Annotated in this window: 19 protein-coding genes; 13 read left to right on the top strand and 6 right to left on the bottom strand. The window is 35.1% G+C overall.

The genetic code is table 11. From position 1 onward, the window contains the following. Positions 1–173 precede the first annotated feature (173 nt). Positions 174–3,629: a fibronectin type III domain-containing protein gene (locus tag BA768_RS14165; RefSeq protein WP_083206690.1), complete on the top strand. Its 3,456-nt coding sequence runs from the start codon at positions 174–176 to the stop codon at positions 3,627–3,629. 132 nt (positions 3,630–3,761) lie between these two features. After that, entirely contained in the window at positions 3,762–5,363 is a 1,602-nt protein-coding gene (locus tag BA768_RS14160; RefSeq protein WP_065721295.1) for a GEVED domain-containing protein, read from the top strand. A gap of 119 nt (positions 5,364–5,482) precedes the next feature. Here the strand turns inward: BA768_RS14160 and BA768_RS21320 are convergent, their stop codons facing one another. After that, the gene (locus tag BA768_RS21320; RefSeq protein WP_156124879.1) at positions 5,483–5,644 is read right to left on the bottom strand and encodes a hypothetical protein; all 162 of its coding nucleotides are present in this window, start codon (positions 5,642–5,644) and stop codon (positions 5,483–5,485) included. 44 nt (positions 5,645–5,688) lie between these two features. Further along, complete coding sequence (locus BA768_RS14155) at positions 5,689–6,516, bottom strand: ion transporter (RefSeq protein WP_065721294.1); 828 nt, start codon at positions 6,514–6,516, stop codon at positions 5,689–5,691. Between the two features lie 58 nt (positions 6,517–6,574). On the opposite strand from BA768_RS14155, the gene BA768_RS14150 reads away from it, so the two are divergent. Continuing rightward, positions 6,575–7,672, top strand: coding sequence for a Nif3-like dinuclear metal center hexameric protein (locus BA768_RS14150; protein ID WP_065721299.1), 1,098 nt, complete (start codon positions 6,575–6,577; stop codon positions 7,670–7,672). A gap of 2 nt (positions 7,673–7,674) precedes the next feature. Beyond that, on the top strand, positions 7,675–8,451 hold the full coding sequence (locus BA768_RS14145; RefSeq protein ID WP_034678756.1) for a zinc ribbon domain-containing protein: 777 nt from the start codon (positions 7,675–7,677) through the stop codon (positions 8,449–8,451). A 151-nt stretch (positions 8,452–8,602) separates the two neighbouring features. On the opposite strand, the gene BA768_RS14140 is transcribed toward BA768_RS14145, so the two are convergent. Next, positions 8,603–10,381 (bottom strand): AMP-dependent synthetase/ligase, encoded by a 1,779-nt coding sequence (locus BA768_RS14140; protein WP_065721293.1) that lies wholly within the window; start codon positions 10,379–10,381, stop codon positions 8,603–8,605. Between the two features lie 228 nt (positions 10,382–10,609). On the opposite strand from BA768_RS14140, the gene BA768_RS14135 reads away from it, so the two are divergent. Next, positions 10,610–11,749: an acyl-CoA dehydrogenase gene (locus BA768_RS14135; RefSeq protein WP_034678751.1), complete on the top strand. Its 1,140-nt coding sequence runs from the start codon at positions 10,610–10,612 to the stop codon at positions 11,747–11,749. Between the two features lie 19 nt (positions 11,750–11,768). Then, positions 11,769–12,134 (top strand): hypothetical protein, encoded by a 366-nt coding sequence (locus tag BA768_RS14130; protein WP_034678748.1) that lies wholly within the window; start codon positions 11,769–11,771, stop codon positions 12,132–12,134. Between the two features lie 148 nt (positions 12,135–12,282). Here the strand turns inward: BA768_RS14130 and BA768_RS14125 are convergent, their stop codons facing one another. Then, a complete protein-coding gene (locus tag BA768_RS14125) occupies positions 12,283–13,200 on the bottom strand; it encodes a DUF4349 domain-containing protein (RefSeq protein WP_065721292.1) in 918 nt (305 codons plus the stop codon). 324 nt (positions 13,201–13,524) lie between these two features. On the opposite strand from BA768_RS14125, the gene BA768_RS14120 reads away from it, so the two are divergent. Further along, positions 13,525–13,914 carry a hypothetical protein gene (locus BA768_RS14120; protein WP_123947122.1) on the top strand — a complete coding sequence of 130 codons (390 nt, stop codon included), beginning with the start codon at positions 13,525–13,527 and terminating at the stop codon, positions 13,912–13,914. Between the two features lie 16 nt (positions 13,915–13,930). Continuing rightward, positions 13,931–16,282: a reprolysin-like metallopeptidase gene (locus tag BA768_RS14115; protein ID WP_065721290.1), complete on the top strand. Its 2,352-nt coding sequence runs from the start codon at positions 13,931–13,933 to the stop codon at positions 16,280–16,282. 86 nt (positions 16,283–16,368) lie between these two features. Here BA768_RS14115 and BA768_RS14110 read toward each other — a convergent pair whose 3' ends face one another. Next, on the bottom strand, positions 16,369–17,964 hold the full coding sequence (locus BA768_RS14110) for a peptide chain release factor 3 (RefSeq protein WP_065721289.1): 1,596 nt from the start codon (positions 17,962–17,964) through the stop codon (positions 16,369–16,371). A gap of 357 nt (positions 17,965–18,321) precedes the next feature. Then, positions 18,322–19,506: an MFS transporter gene (locus BA768_RS14105; protein ID WP_065721288.1), complete on the bottom strand. Its 1,185-nt coding sequence runs from the start codon at positions 19,504–19,506 to the stop codon at positions 18,322–18,324. 180 nt (positions 19,507–19,686) lie between these two features. On the opposite strand from BA768_RS14105, the gene BA768_RS14100 reads away from it, so the two are divergent. The 5 genes from BA768_RS14100 to BA768_RS14080 all read left to right on the top strand — a co-directional run bounded on the left by BA768_RS14100 (position 19,687) and on the right by BA768_RS14080 (position 23,723). Next, complete coding sequence (locus BA768_RS14100; RefSeq protein ID WP_065721287.1) at positions 19,687–20,517, top strand: CPBP family intramembrane glutamic endopeptidase; 831 nt, start codon at positions 19,687–19,689, stop codon at positions 20,515–20,517. Between the two features lie 111 nt (positions 20,518–20,628). Then, positions 20,629–21,198: an RdgB/HAM1 family non-canonical purine NTP pyrophosphatase gene (rdgB, locus tag BA768_RS14095; RefSeq protein ID WP_065721286.1), complete on the top strand. Its 570-nt coding sequence runs from the start codon at positions 20,629–20,631 to the stop codon at positions 21,196–21,198. 121 nt (positions 21,199–21,319) lie between these two features. Then, the gene (locus tag BA768_RS14090; RefSeq protein WP_065721285.1) at positions 21,320–22,234 is read left to right on the top strand and encodes a ribonuclease Z; all 915 of its coding nucleotides are present in this window, start codon (positions 21,320–21,322) and stop codon (positions 22,232–22,234) included. A 177-nt stretch (positions 22,235–22,411) separates the two neighbouring features. Beyond that, positions 22,412–23,182, top strand: coding sequence for a TIGR02757 family protein (locus BA768_RS14085; RefSeq protein ID WP_065721284.1), 771 nt, complete (start codon positions 22,412–22,414; stop codon positions 23,180–23,182). 10 nt (positions 23,183–23,192) lie between these two features. Beyond that, on the top strand, positions 23,193–23,723 hold the full coding sequence (locus BA768_RS14080) for a DUF1003 domain-containing protein (protein ID WP_034678732.1): 531 nt from the start codon (positions 23,193–23,195) through the stop codon (positions 23,721–23,723). The last annotated feature ends 199 nt before the right edge of the window (positions 23,724–23,922 follow it).

The raw sequence follows: 23,922 nt of genomic DNA, 5'->3' as shown, positions 1-23,922 counted from the left end.
GCATTATTTCCAATAAATTACAATTGTCATTTTAAAAAAATAATTAAATGTTTGTTTAATGATTTTGTAATCATTTTTGATAGATATTAATATATTTTTAAAATATTAACATTTTTTTTGAATTTGAATGTTAATATTTATTAATTTAGCCCTCTAATTTAACTTAACTGAGTATGAAAAGATTTTTACTAACGTGTATGGTAGCTCTCGGATTGGGAGCAAATGCACAGATTACAGTGGGAAGCGGGAATACCACCACAAATGTTGTACCATGGAGTGCAAATTTTGGCTATTCTTATCATCAAATGATTTATCCACAAACATCTATTACAATTGGTGGTACGATATCATCATTAACATTTACGAGTGCAGGTACTATCCCTACGACCTCCACCGGCGCAACTCCCAATACACCACAGGCTGCCAATAGTAACTTTAAAGTATATATAGGGCATACAACAAAAGCGGCTTTTGGTTCAGCTACAGACTGGGAGCCACTTTCTAACCTTACTTTGGTTTATGATGGAACATTAACAATGCCAACAACTAGCGGACAACAGCTAACAATACCACTAACGACACCTTTTGTATATAATAATACTGATAATTTAGTGGTTGCGATTCACGAATATTCTCCAGGGTATGCTAATTATAATTGGCTCGGAAATACCGGACAGACAAATATGAATTTGTATCTCAGAAGTGATACAGCTAATCCTGATCCTATTTCTCCAGCTTCTGGTACAAGAGCTTCAACGACAGCCAAAGTAGTTCTTGGAGGATTAGTTGCTACAACTCCTCCGTCTTGTTCTGTTGTTACTGCTCCTGCTAATGCTGCAACTGATATTTCTATAACGCCTACAATATCTTGGTCGCAAAGCCCATTAGCTACCAGTTATGAAATTGCTATTGGAACAACTCCCGGTAGCGCAAATATAATGCCGCTTACGGATGTTGGTAATGTACTTACTTATACAGTTCCTGCTGCAAATGCTTTGGCTTATAACACATCATATTATGTAACGGTATATCCTAAAAATATTATTGGTTCGGCAACTGCTTGTAATCCAAGTACATTTAAAACTTTAGTAATTCCGTGTCCGTCAGTAACTGCTCCAAGCAGTTCAGCTACTGGTGTGTCTTTAACTCCTGCTTTTACTTGGTCTTCCGTTACCGGAGCTACAGGATATAAATTATCGATTGGTACTACCGCTGGAGGTACTGATATTTTAAATAACTATGATGCTGGGAATGTATTAAACTATACTTATAACCAAACACCGGCGTTAAATTATAATATTAAATATTATTACACAGTAAATTCTTACAGTGCTACATCTAGTTCCACTGGTTGTAGTGAAAGAAATTTTACAACGAAAACATTATGTCCGACCGTAACTGCACCAGCATCTGGAGCAACCGGAGTATCTGTAACACCTACATTCACTTGGTCTACAAATACAGATGCAACAGGATATAGAATTTCTATCGGAACTACTACAGGTGGTACAGATATTTTGAATAATGTAGATGTAGGAAATGTATTAACTTATACATTAAGTACAGCTTTAAATTATGGTATTAAATACTATTATACTATTAATGCTTATAATGCTACTGCGACTTCAGCAGGTTGTTCAGAAAGAAGTTTTACAACGCTTACTTTATGTCCTACAGTAAGTGCGCCTGCTTCTAATGCGGTAGGTGTATCTTTAACTCCTACATTTACTTGGGCTGCAGTGAATAATGTTACGGGGTATAGAATTTCTATAGGAACAACATCAGGAGGAACTGATGTTTTGAATTCATTTGATGTTGGAAATGTACTTACTTATACACTTCCTACACCATTAAACAATTCTACTCAATATTATTACACAATTGTAGGTTACATCGGAACTCAAGCTTCTTCTGGATGCTCTGAAAGAACTTTTGCTACAATTTGTTCTTCAACAAATGTACCATATACTTTAGACTTTGAAAATGTAACTACTCCTTCTTTACCACTTTGTACTTCTGCTTTAAATGCGGGCTCAGGAAATACTTGGAAGACAGCAACTGCTCCTACAGGTTTAGGATTTAATACTGGAAAAGTTCTGAATTATTCATATAATACCAGCAATGCTGCAAACACATGGTTTTTTACTCAGGGTATTAATCTAACAGCTGGAGTTAGTTATAGAATTAAATATAAATATGCTAATTCTGCAGGAACAAGTCAGTATTTGGAAAAATTAAAGGTAGCTTACGGAAATGCTGCAACTGTAGCGGGAATGACTAACGTACTTGCAACTTATGAAACTACTACGGGTGCTCCAGCACTTCCTACTGGAACAACAATTAATTCAGCTAATCCAACAGATGGTTTCTATACGCTTGGTAATGCCACAACTGGCTTTGTAGATTTTACACCAGCTTCTACAGGAGTATATTACTTTGGTTTCCAAGCATATTCTATTAAAAATATGAATCAGATATATGTGGATGATATTAACATCGATGTTACTCCTACTTGTTTTGAGCCTACCAATGTAACTGTAGCTTCAATTACAACTTCAGGTGCAAATGTATCATGGACTGCTCCTTCTCTTGTTCCTAATAATGGTTACGAAGTCTATTATAGCACTTCAAACGTAGCACCTAATGCCTCAACTGTACTTAATTCTAGTAATTCTGCAGTTTCATCTTCTACTTCAGCTCCTTTAGCAGGTTTGGCTTCTGCAACAAATTACTATGTATGGGTGAGATCAGTTTGTGGGGCAAATGATAAGAGCTTATGGTCAACTTCTGCTACATTCAAAACTTTGTGCGGAACATTTAACGCACCATTTACTGAAAATTTTAATTCAGGAAGCCTTGCTAATTGCTGGTCAACATATAGTACAAATAATACAAGTTATGCTCTTTGGCAATTTGGTAGCTCTGCACAGGATTACGGTACTACTTATAGTGCTACTGGTCAAAATAATACTGCTGGTCAATTCGCTTACGTAGATGCGTCTGATCCTTACACAGGTGTTCATGATGTTACTTTGGTATCACCATCAGTAAACCTGGCTGGACTTTCTAGTCCAACATTGGAATTCAGATGGTTTAAAAACCATGGCTCTTCAGCTAATCCAACTACTCAGCCTGCTTACGATAACAATAAATTGACAGTGGAGGTGAAGGATGTTGCTACATCTACTTGGGAAGCTGTATTTACAAGTACTTCTAATGCTGCAACATGGAGAACACAGACAATTGCGTTACCAGCTTCGTACGTTGGTAAAACTATACAGGTTAGGTTTATTGTTGATAAAGATGTTGCAGGAAATGGCTATTTCTATGATAATGTATTACTTGATGATATCAGTTTAAAAGAAGGCTCAAATTTAGCGACAGGTGAAATTAAAATTGACAAAAACAACATCAAAGCGTATCCAAACCCATTTGCTGATGTCTTGAGTATTTCAGATATTTCAAATGTGAAATCTATCTCTGTGGTAGATATCTCTGGTAAATTGGTTAAAACGTTTGATAAGCCAGAATCTACACTTCATTTAAGAGAATTAAATTCAGGAATGTATTTAGTTATCCTTAATATGAAAGATGGTTCTAAACAAGCTATAAAAGCAATTAAAAAATAGTATATTATTATATTATTACTTTTAGAGATCGATTTATATCGATCTCTTTTTTTTATTAATGAATTATTAAAATATTTACTATTTTAAAAGTATTTTATTTAATTTAGTAATAACAAATAATTTATATTGATAATGAAAAAAAATCTACTTGTCGGAGCTGCTGCTCTGTTTTCATCATTTTTGTATTCTCAAACTTATTGCACACCTAGTTTTGCTTCAGGTTGCACTTATGGAGATCAGATTGATAGTTTCCAAATCCCAAGTGTTGCATTCAGTCATACGGATACAGTATGCTCTACAGGAGCGTATGGAGATTTTACATCACAGTCTATTAACTTGAATGCTGGAGTCAATTATCCTTTTCAGGTTACCCATGGGTTTGGAGATCAAATCGTTAAAATCTGGATCGATTTTGATAATAACGGAACATTTACGGATGCAGCTCCGGAACTTGTTGCAACAGCTTCAAGTATTTTACAGGGTAATGATAATATTACTTATGGTAACCTTTCGATTCCGGCGACAGTAACACCTGGAACATATAGAATGCGTGTAGGCGACCGATATAGTACAGATCCAATACCTTGTAATACAGACGGATATGGAGAAGCGCATGATTACACCGTTGTTGTGGGAGCGGCTCCTAGTTGCATTGCTCCTACGGCTCCTACAGTTTCAGCAATAACGGCCAGTGGTGCCACACTTTCGTGGACAGCTTCTTCAAGTGCTGTAGGGGTAGGTTACGAGTATTACGTTTCGACCTCTCAAACAGCACCTACAAATACGACGCAGGCAACAGGATCAGTAACAGGATCTGCGGTTCTCACAACCCCACTGTCTAATTTAGCGCCTGTAACAAATTATTATGTATGGGTAAGATCTGTCTGTACTGCTACTACAAAAAGCAGCTGGTCTGTTCCAACGACATTTAAAACATTGTGTGCTATAGAAGTACCAAACTACACTTTTGATTTTACTGGTGGTGTAACTGAGTGCTGGCAACGTGCAGATGCAGGAACGCCTGCTGGAACACCGTCAGGAAGTGATTCGAACTGGTATGAAGATGGATTCTTAAATAACGGATATGAAGGTGCCATGAAAGTTAACCTTTACTCAAATGCATGGGTAGGTAGATTTGATTCATGGCTGATAACTCCTGCCTTTAACCTTTCGGGAGGAGCGTATCAGGTGAAGTTTGATTATGGTTTAACTCAGTATAATAGCACAGATCCAAGTTCTTTGGGATCTGATGATCTTGTTCAGTTTGTGATCTCTCAAGACGGTGGTACAACGTGGAACGTACTACAAACTTGGGATGCGTCAAGCGCAGTGTCAAATACTTCAACACAATATTCGTTTAGTTTGGCCAATTATCCTGGCGCCAACACGAAATTTGCTTTCTATGCAACCAATGGGGATGTTGTAGATCAGAACGATACAGAATTTTTCATTGATAATTTTACGGTTGAAAATACAACACTGTCAACAAGCGAAACAAATAAAATAAAAGATAAAATCCAGGCATATCCTAATCCTTTTGCTGACGTTTTAAACATTACGGATATATCGGGCGTACAGACAATTTCTGTAGTGGATGTTTCTGGTAAAATTATTAAGTCGTTTAATAAACCGGAAACAAGGATTTATTTGGCAGGTTTGCCATCAGGGATGTATATGATTGTCTTACAGATGAAAGATGGTTCTAAGCAAACTATTAAAGCAATTAAAAAATAATTTATTTTTAAAATCCTTTTTCGAAGAGGCTGGTCAATAGATCAGTCTCTTTTTTATTTAGCTTAAAATAAAAAGCTTTCCGTTAATACAGAAAGCTCTAATTTTTATTAGAAGTACCATTATTCATTTGGCTTCACAGGTTGTACTTCTCCGGTCGGCATCGTTTGAAATAACTCAGGTAAAACCATTTGCAGGATAAAATAAACAACTACGGTAAGTACAATTAAAGAGAATAGAATGATAATAGCTTTATTAGGCGTATTTTTCTTTTGTGGTTCCATGATTTTGTCGATTTAGATTAATAGATCAATTTGTATAAAATCTACTAAGCCAATTTCTTGCCACACTGTTTGCAGTAGCGCGCATCATCGTCAATATCTTCATTTCCGCAACGTTCACAGATAAGCTCCAGATTCTGTCTTTTATTTCTCATTTCGGCAGTTACGATTCCGGTAGGAACAGCAATAATTGAATAACCGGCAAGCATCAAAATAACAGCAAAAAATTTCCCCATCGGAGTTATGGGTGAAACATCTCCGTATCCAACTGTTGTTACCGTCACTACAGCCCAATAAATAGATTGTGGAATCGTTTCAAAACCAGGTCTTCCGCCTTCCACCATAAACATTAATGAACCAACAATAACTGAGAAAATAATAAGAAATAATAGAAAGATATAAATTTTTCTTGAACTGTTTTTCAAAGCTCTCACAATCACAGTTCCGTCGTTCATGAAATCCAAAAGATTGAAAACCCTGAAAACTCTCAGCATTCTCAACATTCTGAAAATTAAAAAATATTTGGTTACCGGGAAAAAGAAGCTCAGATAAAAAGGAATTAATGCTAGAAAATCAATAATCCCGAAGAAACTGAAGATGTAATGTTTTTTGTTTTTTACAACTGCAATTCTCGACCAGTATTCTGCGGTGAAAAATATCGAAATAACCCATTCAGAAATGATAAAATACGTGTGAAACTTCTTATCGAGTTTGGGCACACTTTCCATCATAATAATAAAAGTGCTCACCAATATGAGTGATAGAAGGATGACGTCGAAAAGTTTTCCGAGTTTCGTATCAGAGCGGTAGATGATTCGGTACAAAAACCTTTTCCAGAGCTTATCTTCCGGAACAAGATTGTGTTCTCTTTCCATGAGTGTTTTTGTTTTGAATAAAATTATAATTAATTTCGTAACAAACTTACAGAATAAAATGACAATAAAAGAAGTAATTTCTATCCTAGAAAGTCAGATTGCCATTCCTCAGGCGGAAGATTTCGATAATGTCGGACTTTTATGCGGAGTTCCCGATCGTAATGTGAGTGGAGTTTTGTTTTGTCATGATGCCTTGGAAAATGTTATTGATGAGGCGGTTACCAGAAACTGCAACTTGGTTGTTTGTTTTCACCCGATTATTTTTTCAGGATTAAAATCAGTCACAGGAAAAAACTATGTTGAAAGAGCTGTTTTAAAAGCTATTGAAAATAAAATTGCGATTTATGCCATTCACACCGCTTTCGATAATGATTATTTTGGAGTAAATGCAGGAATCTGTCATCAGTTAGGTCTTAAAAACTTAAAAATACTTCAGCCTAAAAAAAATAATTTAAAGCAACTTACGGTATATGTTCCGAATGAACATTCTGAACAGTTAAAAGAAGCTCTTTTTTCAGCCGGAGCAGGAAATATCGGTTTTTATGACGAATGCAGCTTTAAGATTAACGGAAACGGAACTTTCAGACCGATTGAAGGCTCAAATCCTTTCTCAGGTCAACAAAATGTAAGAGAAAATGCTGATGAAAGCATGATTTCTGTAATTTTTGAAGCGTATAAACAGAATCAGATCATTGCTGCGATGAAAAAAGCGCATCCTTATGAGGAAGTAGCACATCAGATTTATTCTTTAGACAATGAAAATCAATATTCAGGTTTGGGAATGTATGGCGAATTTGATGTAGAAATGGATGAAAAAGATTTTCTGAAATTTATTAAAGATAAATTTAATGTTGAGGTGATTAAACATTCAGATTTTACAGATAAAAAAATCAAAAGAGTAGGGGTTTTGGGTGGTTCCGGAGCAAGCGGAATTAAATCTGCTCTGGCTAAAAAATGTGACGCATATATCACCGGAGATCTTAAATATCATGATTATTTCCTGGCAGAATCTAAAATGCTGATTTGTGATGTAGGGCATTATGAATCAGAACAATGGGTTGCTCAACAATTATTTGAAATTTTGTCGCAAAAAATTAGTACATTTGCAATCTTAAAATCTAGTGAAAAAACAAACCCCGTAAATTATTTCCTTTAGATATGGCGAATATAACCGATATTTCAGTTGAAGAAAAATTAAGAGCTTTATATGATTTACAGATCATAGATTCAAGACTAGACGAGATCCGTAATACAAGAGGAGAATTGCCAATCGAAGTTGAAGATCTTGAAATCGAGATAGAAGGTCTTGAAACAAGAGCTGAAAAATTTCATGCAGATATTAAAGAGCAAAATGATCAGATCAACACCAAAAATGAAGTGATCAACCACGCAAAAACTCTTATCGAGAAATACAAATCTCAGCAGGATAATGTAAGAAACAATAAAGAGTTTGAAGCTTTAGGAAAAGAAATGGAATATCAGGAGCTTGAAATTCAGCTTTCTGAAAAAAGAATCAAAGAATTTGGTGCTAAAATCGCTCACAAAGAAGAAACTTTAGCAGAACTTAATAATAAAATCAACGATCTTAAGAATCACCTTAAATTCAAAAAAGAAGAATTAGAGGGTCTGATCGCTGAAACTCAGAAAGAAGAAGAATATCTTATCGAAAAATCTAAAGAATTCGCTTCTAAAATCGATGAAAGATTATTGGCTTCTTACAACAGAATCAGAACAAGTTCTTCTACAGGTTTAGCGGTTGTAGGTCTTGAAAGAGGTGCTCCGAAAGGATCGTTCTTCACAATTCCGCCACAAAAGCAAATGGAAATCGCTCAGAGAAAGAAAATCATTATTGATGAGCATTCAGGGAAAATCCTTGTTGACGACGAGTTGGTAATGGAAGAAAACGAAAAAATGAAATCTGTAATTAAGTTTTAATTATTTATTTCTAAAAATATAATAGCTGTCCCAAATTTTTGAGACAGTTTTTTTGTTTTTAAAACACGAATTGCACAAATGTTTTCACTAATAACACTAATTTTATTAGTGTTTAAATCAAAAAAAACCGCCTCAAAAGAAGCGGTTCATATTATTCATGATGTTCATACATCTTATTATACAAATCAGTAAATTTCTCTTTAATTGCTTTTCTTTTCAACTTTAAAGTTGGTGTCAAAAGTCCGGATTCAATTGCCCAAACTTCAGGTGTCAGTTCAATTTTTTTGATTTTTTCCCAGTTACCTAAATGTTCGTTGATATCATCAATCTCTTTTTCAATTCTCGCTTTTAATTCAGGACTTTTTGCAATTTCAGCGGGTGTTGTTCCGATGCTGAGATTGTTTCTCATTGCCCAGCTTTTAGCAAATTCAAAATCAGGCTGAACCAAAGCAGTCGGCATTTTCTCACCGTCTCCTACCACCATAATCTGTTCAATAAATTTTGAAGCTTTGGCTAAATTTTCAATCGTTTGCGGAGCAATATATTTTCCTCCGGAAGTTTTAAACATTTCCTTTTTACGGTCGGTAATCTGTAAAAACCCTTCGCTGTCGATGTGACCGATGTCCCCTGTTTTGAAAAATCCGTCTTCTGTGAACGTTTCTTTAGTTTGTTCTTCATTTTTAAAATAGCTTTTAAAAACAGAAGGACCTTTTACCGTAATTTCACCGTCTTCCTGAATTTTTACCGTTAAATTATCCAGAGGATGACCTACAGTTCCAATTTTCATTTTTCCGAAAGAATTTACCGAAATTACAGGCGAAGTTTCTGTTAAACCATAACCTTCCAGAATAGGAATTCCAGCGTTTTGAAACATCAAATTTAATCTTTTCGATAAAGCTGCTGAACCGGAAACCAAAGTGATGATCTCGCCGCCTAAACCTTCTCTCCATTTTTTAAAGACTAATTTATCGGCAATGATTTCAAACAATCCCGAAGGTTTTGAAACCTCTTTCTTTTTTTGTATTATATCTAATGCCCAGAAGAAAATTTTCTGTTTAATTCCGCCCGCAGAAGAACCGGTTGCATAGATTTTATCGTAAACTTTTTCTACCAGTCTTGGAACAACACTCATGTAATGAGGTTTTACTTCTTTTACATTTTCACCCATTTTTTCGATGCTCTCTGCAAACCAAATGGAGAAACCATTGTATTGGAAAAGATAAAACAGCATCCTTTCAAAAATATGGCAGATCGGTAAGAAGCTTAAAACACGTGTATCTTTATAATCTAAACTTTTTTTCTTAGGTATTCTAGGAATTGAACCTAAAACATTCGAAACGATATTATCATGAGTCAGCATTACGCCTTTAGGTTTTCCAGTTGTTCCGGAAGTGTAAATTAAGGTTGCTAAATCTTCGGGATTAATGGCTTTTGAAAGATCTTCCACTTCAATTTGGGTAGAATCGTCTTCACCCAAGTCAAGAATCTCCTTCCAGTTGGCTGCTCCGCTGATGTTGTCGAAAGTGAAAACGCCCTGCAAGCTCGTAACATTATGTTTAATCTTCATGACTTTATCCAGAAGATCCTTATCGGAAACAAAGCAGTATTTTATTTCAGCATTATTAAAGATAAATTCATAGTCTTCCGGTGAAATACTCGGGTAAACGGGAACGGAAACCACACCGATCTGTGAAAGTCCAAGATCCATTACTGCCCATTCAGTACGGGAATTTGTGGTGATGAGCGCAATTTTATCACCAGGTTTAATGCCAAGCTTTAAAAGCCCTCTCGAAATTTTATTTCCCTGATTGATAAACTCCTGGGTCGACGTTTTTTTCCATTCTCCGTGATATTTTGTAACAAACATGTCACTTTTAGGAAAATGCTGTAGCGCATAATGGGGTATATCGAATAATCTTTTTATAGACATGGTATTTATTATATAGTTAGAATTTTAAATATAAGCATTTTTTTTAATTGCGGAAATTAGAACTAATGATTTAAAAATTAGTAAAATGTATGCCATAATATGTTCTATAATTTAATTTTAATTTGATTTTAATGAATATAATTTAATGAGCCTAATTTCAAATTATTAATTCTGTTTTCAGATTTGTACAAAAAGTGTAAATTAGCGACCATATAATAGAAAATTTTTATGGACTTTAATTTATCAGAAGAACAGCTGATGATTCAGCAGGCAGCGAGAGATTTTGCACAAAACGAGCTATTACCGGAGGTTATCGAAAGAGATCGTGATCAGAAATTTCCGACTGAGCAAGTGAAAAAAATGGGGGAGATGGGGCTTTTAGGAATGATGGTTGATCCTAAATACGGTGGTGCCGGAATGGATAGTGTTTCTTATGTTTTGGCGATGGAAGAGATTGCAAAAATTGATGCTTCTGCGGCTGTTGTAATGTCTGTAAACAACTCTTTGGTATGTGCAGGTCTTGAAAAATTTGCCTCTGAAGAACAAAAAGTAAAATATCTTACGCCGCTTGCAAGCGGACAGGTAATCGGAGCTTTTGCTTTGTCTGAACCTGAAGCAGGTTCTGATGCAACTTCTCAGAAAACGACTGCTGAAGATAAAGGAGATTATTATTTATTAAACGGTATCAAAAACTGGATCACCAATGGTGGAACGGCTTCTTATTATATCGTCATCGCTCAAACTGATCCTGAGAAAAAACATAAAGGAATTAATGCTTTCATTGTTGAAAGAGGTTGGGAAGGTTTCGAAATCGGATTAAAAGAAGACAAATTGGGAATCAGAGGAAGTGATACCCATTCTTTGATCTTCAACAACGTAAAAGTACCGAAAGAAAACAGAATCGGTGAAGATGGTTTCGGGTTCAATTTTGCGATGGCTGTCTTGAACGGTGGTAGAATCGGTATTGCTTCTCAGGCTTTAGGTATTGCTTCCGGAGCTTATGAATTGGCTTTAAAATATGCTAAAACAAGAAAAGCTTTCAAAACTGAAATCATCAACCATCAGGCGATTGCTTTCAAATTGGCAGATATGGCAACTCAGATTACGGCTGCAAGAATGCTTTGCTTCAAGGCTGCTTGTGAAAAAGATGCAGGAAAAGACATTTCTGAAAGTGGAGCAATGGCAAAACTATACGCTTCTCAGGTTGCGATGGACACTACAATTGAAGCGGTGCAAATTCACGGTGGATACGGTTATGTGAAAGAATATCATGTAGAAAGAATGATGAGAGATGCAAAAATTACTCAGATCTATGAAGGAACTTCTGAAATCCAGAAAATTGTGATTTCGAGAAGCATTTCAAAATAATTAAAAACAAACACTGCTTATGAAAAAATCTTTGTGGATCACCGTTGGAGTAATTTTACTTCTTGTTGGAGTTTTCGTCTGGTATAAATTTTTCTTCGTTTTCGGAGAAGGAGTGAAATCAGGTTACCTTAATTATGCAATTAAGAAAGGGTATGTTTTTAAAACGTATGAAGGGAAATTAATTCAGGAAGGTTTTGGAAAAGGAAAAACCGGAACAATTACAAGCTATGAGTTTGAATTTTCTATTTCTGACCCGGAAGTTTTCAAACAATTGGAACTCAACAGCGGGAAAGTCTTTGATCTTCATTATAAAGAATACAAAGGCGCTCTGCCGTGGCGTGGAAACACAAGATATGTCGTAGACAAAGTAGTGAATATGAAATAACAGTATAACAGTAAAGGCTCTCAATCGAGAGCCTTTTACTTTCACCAAACCACAAATATTAATAATATTATGAGCTGATAAAATTAATAGAAAAACCGATTACTTGGTAAATTATTCCCTTAAAATTTACTTAAAAATTAATTTATTCTTAATTGGAATGATTTCCGGATTGATTACTGGTTTTCTTTTTGTAAAAATAATACCCAATTCCTGCGATTACAAAAAGCGGCCAAAGCGGAAGGATAAACAGGAAAATTGAGGTAATAACATTCCATCCGGAAGAAACGGCAGCAAGAGATTTTCCGCCAAAAGTTTCAGGTTCATTTTTTACCAAAGCAGTTTTTGTAGTTCCGTAAAGCGTAATTTCGACATCACACATCGTATTATTTACAAAATCCTGGCCGGTTACATCAATTCCTTTATTTTCAACCTCACCGATGTTGTAGCTCAAATCATCCATCAGATAATCAAACTTCTGGATCGGAACTTTCACTCTTAAATAAGCCGTTTTATTTTCATTGTTGTTTAAAGAAATATTTTCGCTTTTTATAAAACCGTCATATTTTCTCACCTCTTCTTTTACAATTTCTTTTGCGGTTTCGGCATCATTCACATTCAATTCCAGAACACCTGTTTTTATCATTTTATTTTTAGAAATAGGTTCGTGAACTTGTGGTTTGTTTTTATAAACAATTTTGGTTTCTTTGATGACTTTCGGAGCAGGAACATTTACGACGATTTTCTTCTCAGCAGAATCTTTCTTTTCAATTTTAGACTCAAGCTTCAGATGGGTAATTTTATCAGATAATGAATCAATGCTTTTGGAAGTTGCTTCGATTTTCTGATCGGCTTCACTTTTTGTTTTTTCGAAGTCTTTAATTCGAATACTTGCAGAATCAAAAACCGCATTTGCTTCATCATTGATTGAATTAATTTTTTCACTAACCTTTGTAACCGCACTATCTGTGCTGCTTATCGCATCTTCTAACTGAGATGTTGCTGCTTCACCTTTTTTACACATGATAAACGTGCTTGATACCGCAACTAATAAAATGAACTTTTTCATAAGATTATTTTTTTGTTGAAGTAAAATTATGGTTGAATTTTTTGTAATGATTGTAAAAGAAATGTATGATTTTGGTAAAATTTTATTTCATTGATAATGAGCTTTTTGTAAATTAAAATATGGTATTTTACAACAGTTTTAATAAATTATAAAAAATGTTAAAAGTTTTTTTTCTTTGGAAAAATAATAATATTTAACTTTGCTTTTTAAGAGTTTGATATGAAATTCCTTTATCTGATTGTTTTCTCGTTTTTGTTTGTTGCGTTAGGGAATAATTGCACAAACTCTGCGGGCTTAAAAAATGATTTAAATCAAAGGGTTTCAATGACTGAAAAAAATAATTCGGTAGAGTTTTCCGAAGTGAGAAGGCTGAATAGAGAGGTGTTTTTAAAAGAGGCAACAATCATTACAACTTTTAATGAAACTCTAGCGATTTATAAACAACTGGATGATAAAAAATTTTCCAGATCAGCACCTATTCCTACAATTTCGGATGATGAATTTCTTTTAGTATTAAAACCAATAATGAAAAAACAGACTTTCGGAGATATTGAAGTTACTGAAATAAAAGAAAATGACTCTGTCTTAAATGTTTATTATAAAGAAGTTTCTAATGATGAATATTTAGCCGAGAAACAAAAAAATCCTATTCTGATTTTAAAAATAAAAGGAAATATTCCTAAAAGTATAAAACTTATAGCCGTTAATATTTAAAAAAATAAAAAAATATATGAAGAAAAAACTACTCGTTCTGGGTACTTTACTTTTGTTTTCTGCAGCAGGTTTTGCTCAGAAGAATCACTGGAAGAAATTTGATTCTAATATCAACAACAGTGAAGTTCGTGAGAATAATGTAAGAATTACAGACTATTCTCTTTTTACACTGAATATTCAGGATATTCAAAACCAATTGATGAATGTTGCTGACAGAGATTATAGCTCCAGTCGTAAAGGGATATTGATGAATTTCCCGAATCTTGCTGGAAGTTATGATACCTACGAAGTTTATGAGTCATCTACAATGCATCCTGATCTTCAGAACAGATATTCCGAAATCAAATCTTATATAGGATTTAAAAAAGGGGATAAATCATCTGCTATCAGATTTACCATTGATCCTTACTTCGGTTTTAACGGGATGATCTCGAATAACGAAGGGATTTATTACATTGATTCTTATACAAAAGATAATCAGGTGTATAAAATCTACGACCGAAAAAAAGCATCTTCTCTCAACCAGTTTGAATGTCTTTTTACTGGGGATAGCGATCTGAAAGAATCTGCTCTCAATCAAAAAACGGTGATCGACGGATTAAACAGAAAGTATCGTCTTGCCATTACTACAACCACAGAATATACTGCTTACATTGCTGGACAGGCGGGTGTAGGTTCAGGAACGGATGCTCAGAAAAAAGCGGCTGTACTTGCGGCAGTAAATTTAGCGGTAACCAGATTAAATCAGGTTTTTGAAAGGGATATTGCGGTAAGATTACAGCTTATTGCCAATACAGATGCTTTGTTTTTTATCAGTACAGATACATTTAATGCGTTGGATGCAGGGCAGATGTTGAGTGAAAATATTACGGTTACAAATAATATTATAGGTGCGGCTAATTATGACATCGGTCACTTATTCTTCCAGGCAAACGCAGGAAATGACAATGGTCTTGCGGCAACACCTTCAATCTGCGGGGGAAGTAAAGCAGGTGGTGTTACAGGATCTGCCGTTCCGGTTGGTGATCCTTTTGTGATAGATTATGTAGCCCATGAAATGGGTCACCAGTTTGGCGCAATGCATACTCAAAACAATAACTGCAACAGAAATGTGCCTACGACTATTGAGCCGGGAAGTGCAAGTTCAATCATGGGGTATGCGGGTATTTGTCCTCCCAATGTTCAGTCAAACAGTGATGCATATTTCCATTCGATAAGCATCAATGAGATGTACACCAGACTGACATCAGGTGCTACATCAACGTGTGGAGTTAAAACTTCAATTGCAAACGGAGAACCTGTTGTAAATGCTGGTTTAGACAGAAATATTCCGAAAAGCACACCGTTTTTGTTAACAGCAACAGCAACAGATCCTAATAATGACCCGTTAACATATACATGGGAACAGATTGATGCGGGTGTTGCTCCAATGCCTCCTCAACCGACAAATACGGTCGGACCTCTTTTCAGATCTGTAATGCCTACAGCTTCACCATCAAGATATTTCCCAAGACTTTCAACGATTGTTTCGGGTTATAATCCAGCAATAGTGAATCCGGCAGATGTAAAAGCCTGGGAAAAACTTTCTTCAGTCGCCAGAGCTTTAAATTTCTCTGTCATGGTAAGAGATAATAATTCACTTGGAGGGCAAACGGGACGTGATGATGTAAAACTTACAGTTATTGATACAGCAGGTCCTTTTGTGGTAACTTCTCAAAATACTGTGGGAACTGTGTGGACGGAAGGACAATCTCAGACTGTAACTTGGGATGTTGCGAACACAACAGCTGCTCCGGTAAGTACTCCAAACGTAAGTATTTTGTTGTCGACTGACGGTGGTCTTACTTTTCCTCATATTTTAGTTGCAAGTACACCAAATGACGGAACTCATACGTTCAATGTGCCGGGAGGTTTAGGTAACAGTACCACTGCAAGAATTATGGTGAAAGCTGTAGAAAACGTATTTTTAAATGTAAATTCACAGAATTTTACAGTTAATTCTTCTGCTGTTGTGGTGCCGCCAATTCCGAACCCTGGAACTCCGGGTACACCGGGTACTCCTGGAACACCGGGAACTTCACCTTCTATTGTTTACCAAGGTTTAATGATTTATCCTATTCCTTCTTATGACGGCTATGTTTACATCAAATTAGATTTCCCTAGACTAAGTCCGCTTGCACCTTATGCATTCTCGTATACTATTTATGCAATGGATGGGAAGCTTGTAATTCCTAAGAGAAATCGCCTTTTCTTCGCAGAGCATTTAGAGAAAATTGATCTGACACATTTACCTACTGAAGCTTACATGATCGAAGTTGAGCTACAGGGAGAGAAAATTGTTAAGAAGCTATTGATGCTTAGAAAATAAGATTATAATTATCAATAATAATAAACCCGCTAAGTAAAGACTTAGCGGGTTTTATTTTAGACTAATCAAAATTGATTTAGTGATAATTAAGCATTCTGAAATTCACTGATAAAGTGCAGTTTCACATTTGGGAATTTTTCCTGTGTCATATGAATGGTAAAAGAAGAATCTGCCAGGAAAACCAATTGGTTATATTTATCTCTTGCCAAGAATCTTTGTTTCAATCTTGCAAATTCTTTGAATTCGTCTGATTTTTCATCAGCTTCAACCCAACAGGCTTTATGCATAGAAAGGGGTTCATAAGTACATTTTGCACCATATTCGTGCTCCAAACGATATTGGATAACTTCATACTGAAGGGCTCCAACGGTTCCGATGATTTTTCTGTTGTTCATCTCAAGCGTAAATAACTGCGCAACCCCTTCATCCATCAGCTGATCGATACCTTTTGCCAATTGTTTTGCCTTCAACGGATCATTATTATTAATATATCTGAAATGTTCAGGTGAGAAGCTTGGAATACCTTTAAAGCTTAATTTCTCGCCACCTGTCAACGTATCACCAATTCTGAAGCTTCCCGTGTCATGAAGACCAACAATATCTCCAGGGAAACTTTCGTCCACTACTTCTTTTTTGTCGGCGAAGAATGCGTTTGGAGAAGAGAATTTCATTTTTTTGCCTTCTCTTACCAATAAATAATTTTCGTTTCTTTTAAAAGTTCCCGAAACAATTTTCACAAAGGCAAGCCTGTCTCTGTGCTTCGGATCCATATTTGCGTGGATTTTGAAAACAAACCCTGTGAAAGTGCTTTCTTCAGGCTTTACCAGACGGGTATCGCTTTCTTTTGGCTGTGGCATCGGAGCGATGTCGATGAAAGCGTTTAATAATTCACGAACTCCAAAATTATTCAAAGCAGAACCAAAGAAAACAGGCTGCAAATCACCTTTCATATAATCTTCACGACTAAATTCAGGATAAACGGATTGAATTAAATCTAATTCTTCTCTTAAAGTGGCAGCTGCTTTTTCACCGATCACCTCATCAATTGATGTGTCATTAATATCATCAAACTTAATAGAATCACCAACTTTCTGTTTTTTCTCTTCCAAGAATAACTGAATATTGTTTTCCCAGATATTATAAATTCCCTGGAAGTCGCTACCCATACCGATTGGCAAAGAAAGCGGACAAACCGTTAATCCTAATTTTTGTTCAACTTCATCCAACAAATCGAAAGCATCTTTCCCTTCACGGTCAAGTTTATTAATGAAAACCAACATCGGGATGTTTCTCATTCTACAAACCTGAACCAGTTTTTCAGTCTGTTCCTCAACTCCTTTTGCAACATCAATGACAACAATTACAGAATCAACCGCGGTCAAAGTTCTATAAGTATCTTCTGCAAAATCCTTGTGACCCGGAGTATCCAGAATATTGATTTTGTGATCTCTGTACTCAAAAGCCAACACGGAAGTTGCCACAGAGATCCCTCTCTGCCTTTCAATTTCCATAAAATCGGAGGTTGCTCCTTTTTTTATTTTGTTGGATTTTACCGCGCCCGCTTCCTGAATCGCACCCCCGAAAAGTAGTAACTTCTCTGTAAGAGTGGTTTTTCCGGCATCGGGGTGAGAGATAATTCCGAAGGTTTTTCTTTTTTCTATTTCTTTGATTAAGTCTGACATATCGTATTTTGAAGTTGCAAAAATCGTGAATTTTGTCGAATCCTGAAAATTTGATTTTTTTATTTTTTCTTTAGAACTTATGATTAAGTTTAAATTTATTGGAAAAACGCAAAGGCGCAAGGTTTAATAAGAGTTTTTCTGTTTTTAAGGCGCAAGGAGAAAATCGGAGATTTTCTTTTATAATGCAGATGATAATTTTATCGTAGATAAAATCTTTGCGCCTTAAAGTATGGTATTACATAAAAGCTTGGTGCCTTTGCGAAACACCAACCTGAAATTCAAATTATCAATTTTTATAAGAATAAATATGATAGATTTTAGAAAATACAATCACATTTTTGAAAGACATTCCTGTCATTAATATTTTGCTGATTTCTTTTTAAGGAAATACGCCAGCCCCAATCCTATAAAAACCATTGCAGCACTGAACGGAAAGATAAACTGCATCCCGAAAAAATCAGCAACACTACCGATAATTGGTCCTGCAACGCCTAAAGATATATCAATGAAAAGTCCGTAACCTGCCAAAGCAGATCCCTGGCTGGATGGAGAAACACTTTTTATGGCCATTACTCCCAAAGCCGGAAATATTAATGAAAATCCTAATCCTGTAATTCCTGCTCCGATTAATGCGATTTGTGCATTTTGGGCAAAGGCTATGAAAAGCAAGCCAATCGTTTCAACTAAAAGACAGGCAATAGCAACTTTAATTCCACCATAATTATTAATAACATTACTGAAAACCAGTCTTCCCGCAACAAATAATCCTCCAAAAACTGAAAGACACAACGCACCATTGTTCCAGTGAAAATGATTATAATATAAAGTAATGAACGTAGAAATACTTGCAAAACCAATTCCGCCTAAAGCAAGACAAACTCCGAAAGGAGCAACTTTTCCTAAGACTTTCCAGAAAGACTGGGCTTCCTGCGGATTGGAATTTGTTTTATTCTTTTTGGTTTTTGCAAAAAGAAATCCTAAAATTCCCAGAATTATGGAAAGAATCCCGATTCCATACAAACCGAATTCATGCTCAATGGTAACACCTAAAGAAGCTCCGATTGCCAACGCTCCGTAACAGGCAACACCATTATAAGAAATAATTTTTGCCGTATGCTTTTCGCCAACCGCCATCATTGCCCAGTTAATGGGACTTGCACCAATCATTCCTTCAGCACAGCCTGTCAATAAACGGGTAATAACCAAAAACGAAAGACTGATTAAAGGTGAGAGTTTAAAATAATAAGCTAAGATCAAAAAAACTCCGGTCAAAGAAAAACTGATCATGCTGAATAAAACGGCAGGTTTTGGACCTTTTCCGTCAATGACCTTTCCCGAGTACGCTCTAAGAAAAAACGTTGAAACATATTGCAAGCTGATAACCAGTCCGGCAATTAAAAGACTGAAGCCTAAATTTTTGCTAATGAAGATCGGAAGAACCGATAATGATAAACCAATAATGAAATAACCGACAAATGTGAAACAGACGTATGTAAGGAGCTGAAGATTCACATTTTCTTTGCGGTGTAAAGAGCTGTCCATGTAAAAGAAAAATTAAGCTGCAAAGATAGTTTGATGTGAGTTGAAAACGGTAAGAATATGATAGATAAAACTTATTGTTTCATATTGACAAAATGAAGCATTCGTAGAGTAAAATATTTTATTGCTCAAGATTTTGAGCTAAAATAAATTATCTTTGTTTCTTAAAAAAAATCAGACTTTATGGAGCGATCAAGGTATCCGAAATATATTTTTGACTGGATTGGCGGTTTAATACTCTTTGCAGGTTATATCGCAGGAAGTATTGCAGTTGGTTTTGTGGGATTAGGGTCAAAATTTGTTTTCAGAGTAGATTTTATGCAAAAGCCCTGGTTTTTAATGCTTTCTAATGCTGTTGTTTTTTGTCTGATGATTGCAGCTTTTGATTTTCTGATGGTTCGTCCAAAGACGGGTAAAAAGCTCAATTTCAATTTTTCACCAACTAATTTTTATACCTATTTACTAATTTTTCCATTAATGTTGGGGATGATGTTTATCGGTGAGTTTGTTACGTCACAAATTCCGACAACCGGACCTTTTTTTGGTGATTATTATGAATTTTTTGAAAATCTGATGGCAAATCTTGTAGATGATCCGATTGTTATGATTATTACTGCGGTTATTATGGCACCGATTTTTGAAGAAATTATTTTTAGGGGAATTATTCAGAAAGGTTTGATCAATAAAGGAGTAGAACCCTGGAAGGCAATTCTGCTTTCAAGTATTTTATTTGGTATTATTCATGCAAATCCGTGGCAATTTGTTGGGGCAAGTTTATTGGGTTTTGTCTTAGGTTTGGTGTATTACAAAACAAAATCTTTGCTTTTACCAATGCTTTTACACGGGTTTAATAATCTTTGTTCGTCAATATTAATATTTTATACCAAAACGGAAAGCTTTGCTGAAGCTTTTAAAGTTTCAGAATACATTATTCTGGCTATAGGAATTGTACTTTTTTCTTTATTTTACTATTTGTTTATGAAGAAAAACAAAGTACATTATTCTGAAATTTAACTAAATACTAATCTCACAAATGCTTTCACGAATTTTACAATGCAGGAATTGTGTTTTTTAGTGAAAAAAAATAGTGCTTTTTGTGTTTAAAAAAATAATTAAAATAAAAAAATGGAATTATTAGTTGCAACCCACAATCTGCATAAAAAAGAAGAAATTCAACAGATTTTAGGAAACGAATTTGTCGTAAAAAGCCTTACCGATTATAATCTTCATGAAGAAATCGTTGAAGATGGAGATTCTTTCAACGCCAATGCTTTAATTAAAGCTAAATACTGTTTCGAAAAAACCGGGATTCCGAGTTTGGGCGATGACAGTGGTTTGGTTGTAGAGTCTTTGGATGGAAGACCCGGGATTTTTTCTGCCCGTTATGCAGGAGACCATGATTTTGCGAAAAACATCGAAAAAGTTTTAAGCGAAATGGAAGGTGTTGAAAACAGAAAAGCTTACTTTATCACCGTTCTTTGTTATTATGATGAAAATGGAGCTCAATATTTCGACGGAAGAGTTCATGGGAATTTGCTGACAGAGAACAAAGGTTTCAAAGGTTTCGGTTATGATCCTATTTTCGTTCCTGAAGGTTATGAAATGACTTTCGCAGAGATGAATCCTGAAGACAAAAACAAAATCAGCCACAGAAAAAAGGCTTTGGATTTGTTTCTTGAGTTTTTGAAAGATTAAGGTTAAGGCAAAGGTTGCTGCTTAGTTTATTTTAGTTTTTAATATTAGCCTAAACCTCAGCCTCGACCTAAATTCTCAACCTCAACCTTTTGTTGTACATTTGCTTTAATAAACTATTGATTTGAGTACTTATTTAACGATATTAGGCTTTAATTCGGCAATTCCTACTGTCAATACATCACCTACATCACAGCTTCTGGAAATGGAGGAAAGATGTTTTTTGATCGATTGCGGGGAAGGAACGCAGGTTCAGCTGAGAAAAGCTAAAGCAAGATTTTCAAAAATCAACCATATATTTATTTCGCATCTTCACGGAGATCACTGTTTTGGTCTTCCTGGTTTGATTGCATCTTTCCGGCTTTTGGGAAGAGAAAATCCATTACATGTTTATGGTCCGAAAGGAATTAAAAATATGCTCGAAACCATTTTTACGATTACGGAAACACATCGTGGTTTTGAAGTGATTTATCACGAGCTGGATAAAAATTATTCCGAGAAAATTTATGAGGATAATAGAGTAGAGGTGTTTACTATTCCGCTCGATCACAGGATTTACTGTAATGGTTATCTTTTCAGGGAAAAACCAAAAGACCGTCATATCAATATGAAAGAAGTGGCAAAATATGACGAGATTGAAACCTGCGATTATCACAATTTAAAAGCAGGGAAAGATTTTATTTTAAGTGACGGCTACGTTCTGAAAAATGAAGTTCTGACGACCGAACCCGAGCCTTCAGTTTCCTACGCATTCTGTAGTGATACAAGATATTTGGAATCTGTAATCCCGATTGTGAAAAATGTGACCGTTTTGTACCACGAATCTACTTTTTTACACGATTTAAAAGAAATGGCAGATTATACAGGTCACGCAACAGCTCTGGAAGCAGCGACAATTGCTAAAAAAGCGGAAGTTAAAAAACTTATTTTGGGACATTTTTCAAACCGTTACGGAGATTTGACGGTATTTACAGATGAAGCGAGACAAATTTTCCCGAATACGTATCTTCCCAAAGCTTTGGAATGTGTGAAATTTTAAATTTTTTATCTAAGGAATTATAAGCTTAAAATTAATTTGTGGTCTTTGCTAAGTGAAATCGAAGATTCGACGTAGTCAAAAACCTTTGCGAACTTAAAAACATTTAGTAAACAAAAAAGCTTTGCGGGCTTTGCGTTAAATTAAATAAAGGTTTTAATAAATATTGATGATTAAATAATGTTGAATTTTTCAGAATTAAAAGATTTTCTCGATGAGAAAGCTGATGTTTACAATAATCCTGAGTTTATTCAGGATGACCCGGTTCAGATTCCGCATCGGTTTTCTTTGAAGCAGGATATTGAAATTGCAGGTTTTTTGGCAGCGACAATTTCTTGGGGAAACAGAAAATCAATTATAAAATCGGCTGAGAAAATGCTCGACATTATGGGAAACTCTCCGTATGATTTTGTTTTGAATCATTCTGAATCTGATTTAAATATAATTAAAGATAAAAGCATTCACAGAACATTTAACGGAGAAGATTTTTCTTATTTTATTAAACAGTTTCGCAAAATTTATCAGGAAAATCAAAGTCTTGAGGATTTGTTTTTAATTAATAAAGATGAAAACAATTTTTATCATTCGATTGAAAGATTCAGGGCTCATTTTTTAGGAATTGAAAAACACAGAACCCATAAACATGTAAGCTCTCCTTACAAGAATTCATCTTCAAAAAGAATCATCATGTTTTTGAGATGGATGACTAGAAAAGATAACCGTGGTGTAGATTTTGGAATCTGGGAAAACATTGATCAGAAGTTTTTGTCGATTCCTTTGGATGTTCACACCGGAAATATTTCGAGAAAACTCGGATTGATTTCCCGAACTCAGAATGACTGGAAAACAGTGGAAGAATTGGATCTCATCATCAGAAAATTTGATGAAAAAGATCCTGCAAAATATGATTTTGCATTGTTTGGATTGGGAGTAACGAAAGAATTATTTTAAATAAAGAATAATGAAAACACCGCACGAGAAAATAGAGTTTTTAGAAAAACTGGCAGACGGAATCACTTCATGGATTGGATCTATTCCATCTCTTATTCTGCATACCTTATTCTTTATTACTGCATTTTTGTTGCCTGCTTTAGGAATTATTGATTTTGATAAAATGCTGCTTGTTTTAACGACGGTTTTATCTCTGGAAGCTATTTATCTCTCGATTCTGATCCAGATGTCGGTGAACAAGAGTCACGAAAAAATTGAAGATATCCAGGAGGACATTGAAGATATTCAGGAAGATATTGAAGAAATCAGTGAAGACATTGAAGAAATTTCTGAGGATCTGGAAGAGATCAGCGAAGATATTGAAGATATTCAGGAAGACATTGAAGAAATCAACGAAGATGAAGACGATGAAGACCACAATGAAAGAGCAAAAAATGTGATCCTTAAAAGCAATGTAAGCTCTAATAAAAACGAAATCAAAGCTTTAAAAGATAAAATTGCTGAACTTCAGAATAAAATTGACGAAATGAAGAAAGATTAAAAAAATTCCCAAAATATTATCTAAAAATTTACTTTTTAGAAGTCTTTTTTATGTATCAAAATTAAATTTAAAACCCGTAGTGCATTATAAAAAAAGTTATTCATGTTACAAAAATTTGTAAATTGTATTGACTACCAATCAAATACATTCATGAATAACCTAGATGCAATTTACGATTTTATTCTCACAAAATTGAGAG

It is taken from the genome of Chryseobacterium sp. CBo1 (genome assembly GCF_001693475.1).
Classification (GTDB): domain Bacteria; phylum Bacteroidota; class Bacteroidia; order Flavobacteriales; family Weeksellaceae; genus Chryseobacterium; species Chryseobacterium formosense.
The sequence above is the reverse complement of the archived record's forward strand: the minus strand, read 5'-3'. Positions and strand labels throughout refer to the sequence as shown.

Excerpts from the sequence above, each read along its gene's own strand:
- BA768_RS14165 (WP_083206690.1), top strand. The coding sequence starts at position 174 with ATGAAAAGATTTTTACTAACGTGTATGGTAGCTCTCGGATTGGGAGCA.
- BA768_RS14160 (WP_065721295.1), top strand. The coding sequence starts at position 3,762 with ATGAAAAAAAATCTACTTGTCGGAGCTGCTGCTCTGTTTTCATCATTT.
- BA768_RS21320 (WP_156124879.1), bottom strand. The coding sequence starts at position 5,644 with ATGGAACCACAAAAGAAAAATACGCCTAATAAAGCTATTATCATTCTA.
- BA768_RS14155 (WP_065721294.1), bottom strand. The coding sequence starts at position 6,516 with ATGGAAAGAGAACACAATCTTGTTCCGGAAGATAAGCTCTGGAAAAGG.
- BA768_RS14150 (WP_065721299.1), top strand. The coding sequence starts at position 6,575 with ATGACAATAAAAGAAGTAATTTCTATCCTAGAAAGTCAGATTGCCATT.
- BA768_RS14145 (WP_034678756.1), top strand. The coding sequence starts at position 7,675 with ATGGCGAATATAACCGATATTTCAGTTGAAGAAAAATTAAGAGCTTTA.
- BA768_RS14140 (WP_065721293.1), bottom strand. The coding sequence starts at position 10,381 with ATGTCTATAAAAAGATTATTCGATATACCCCATTATGCGCTACAGCAT.
- BA768_RS14135 (WP_034678751.1), top strand. The coding sequence starts at position 10,610 with ATGGACTTTAATTTATCAGAAGAACAGCTGATGATTCAGCAGGCAGCG.
- BA768_RS14130 (WP_034678748.1), top strand. The coding sequence starts at position 11,769 with ATGAAAAAATCTTTGTGGATCACCGTTGGAGTAATTTTACTTCTTGTT.
- BA768_RS14125 (WP_065721292.1), bottom strand. The coding sequence starts at position 13,200 with ATGAAAAAGTTCATTTTATTAGTTGCGGTATCAAGCACGTTTATCATG.
- BA768_RS14120 (WP_123947122.1), top strand. The coding sequence starts at position 13,525 with ATGACTGAAAAAAATAATTCGGTAGAGTTTTCCGAAGTGAGAAGGCTG.
- BA768_RS14115 (WP_065721290.1), top strand. The coding sequence starts at position 13,931 with ATGAAGAAAAAACTACTCGTTCTGGGTACTTTACTTTTGTTTTCTGCA.
- BA768_RS14110 (WP_065721289.1), bottom strand. The coding sequence starts at position 17,964 with ATGTCAGACTTAATCAAAGAAATAGAAAAAAGAAAAACCTTCGGAATT.
- BA768_RS14105 (WP_065721288.1), bottom strand. The coding sequence starts at position 19,506 with ATGGACAGCTCTTTACACCGCAAAGAAAATGTGAATCTTCAGCTCCTT.
- BA768_RS14100 (WP_065721287.1), top strand. The coding sequence starts at position 19,687 with ATGGAGCGATCAAGGTATCCGAAATATATTTTTGACTGGATTGGCGGT.
- rdgB (WP_065721286.1), top strand. The coding sequence starts at position 20,629 with ATGGAATTATTAGTTGCAACCCACAATCTGCATAAAAAAGAAGAAATT.
- BA768_RS14085 (WP_065721284.1), top strand. The coding sequence starts at position 22,412 with ATGTTGAATTTTTCAGAATTAAAAGATTTTCTCGATGAGAAAGCTGAT.
- BA768_RS14080 (WP_034678732.1), top strand. The coding sequence starts at position 23,193 with ATGAAAACACCGCACGAGAAAATAGAGTTTTTAGAAAAACTGGCAGAC.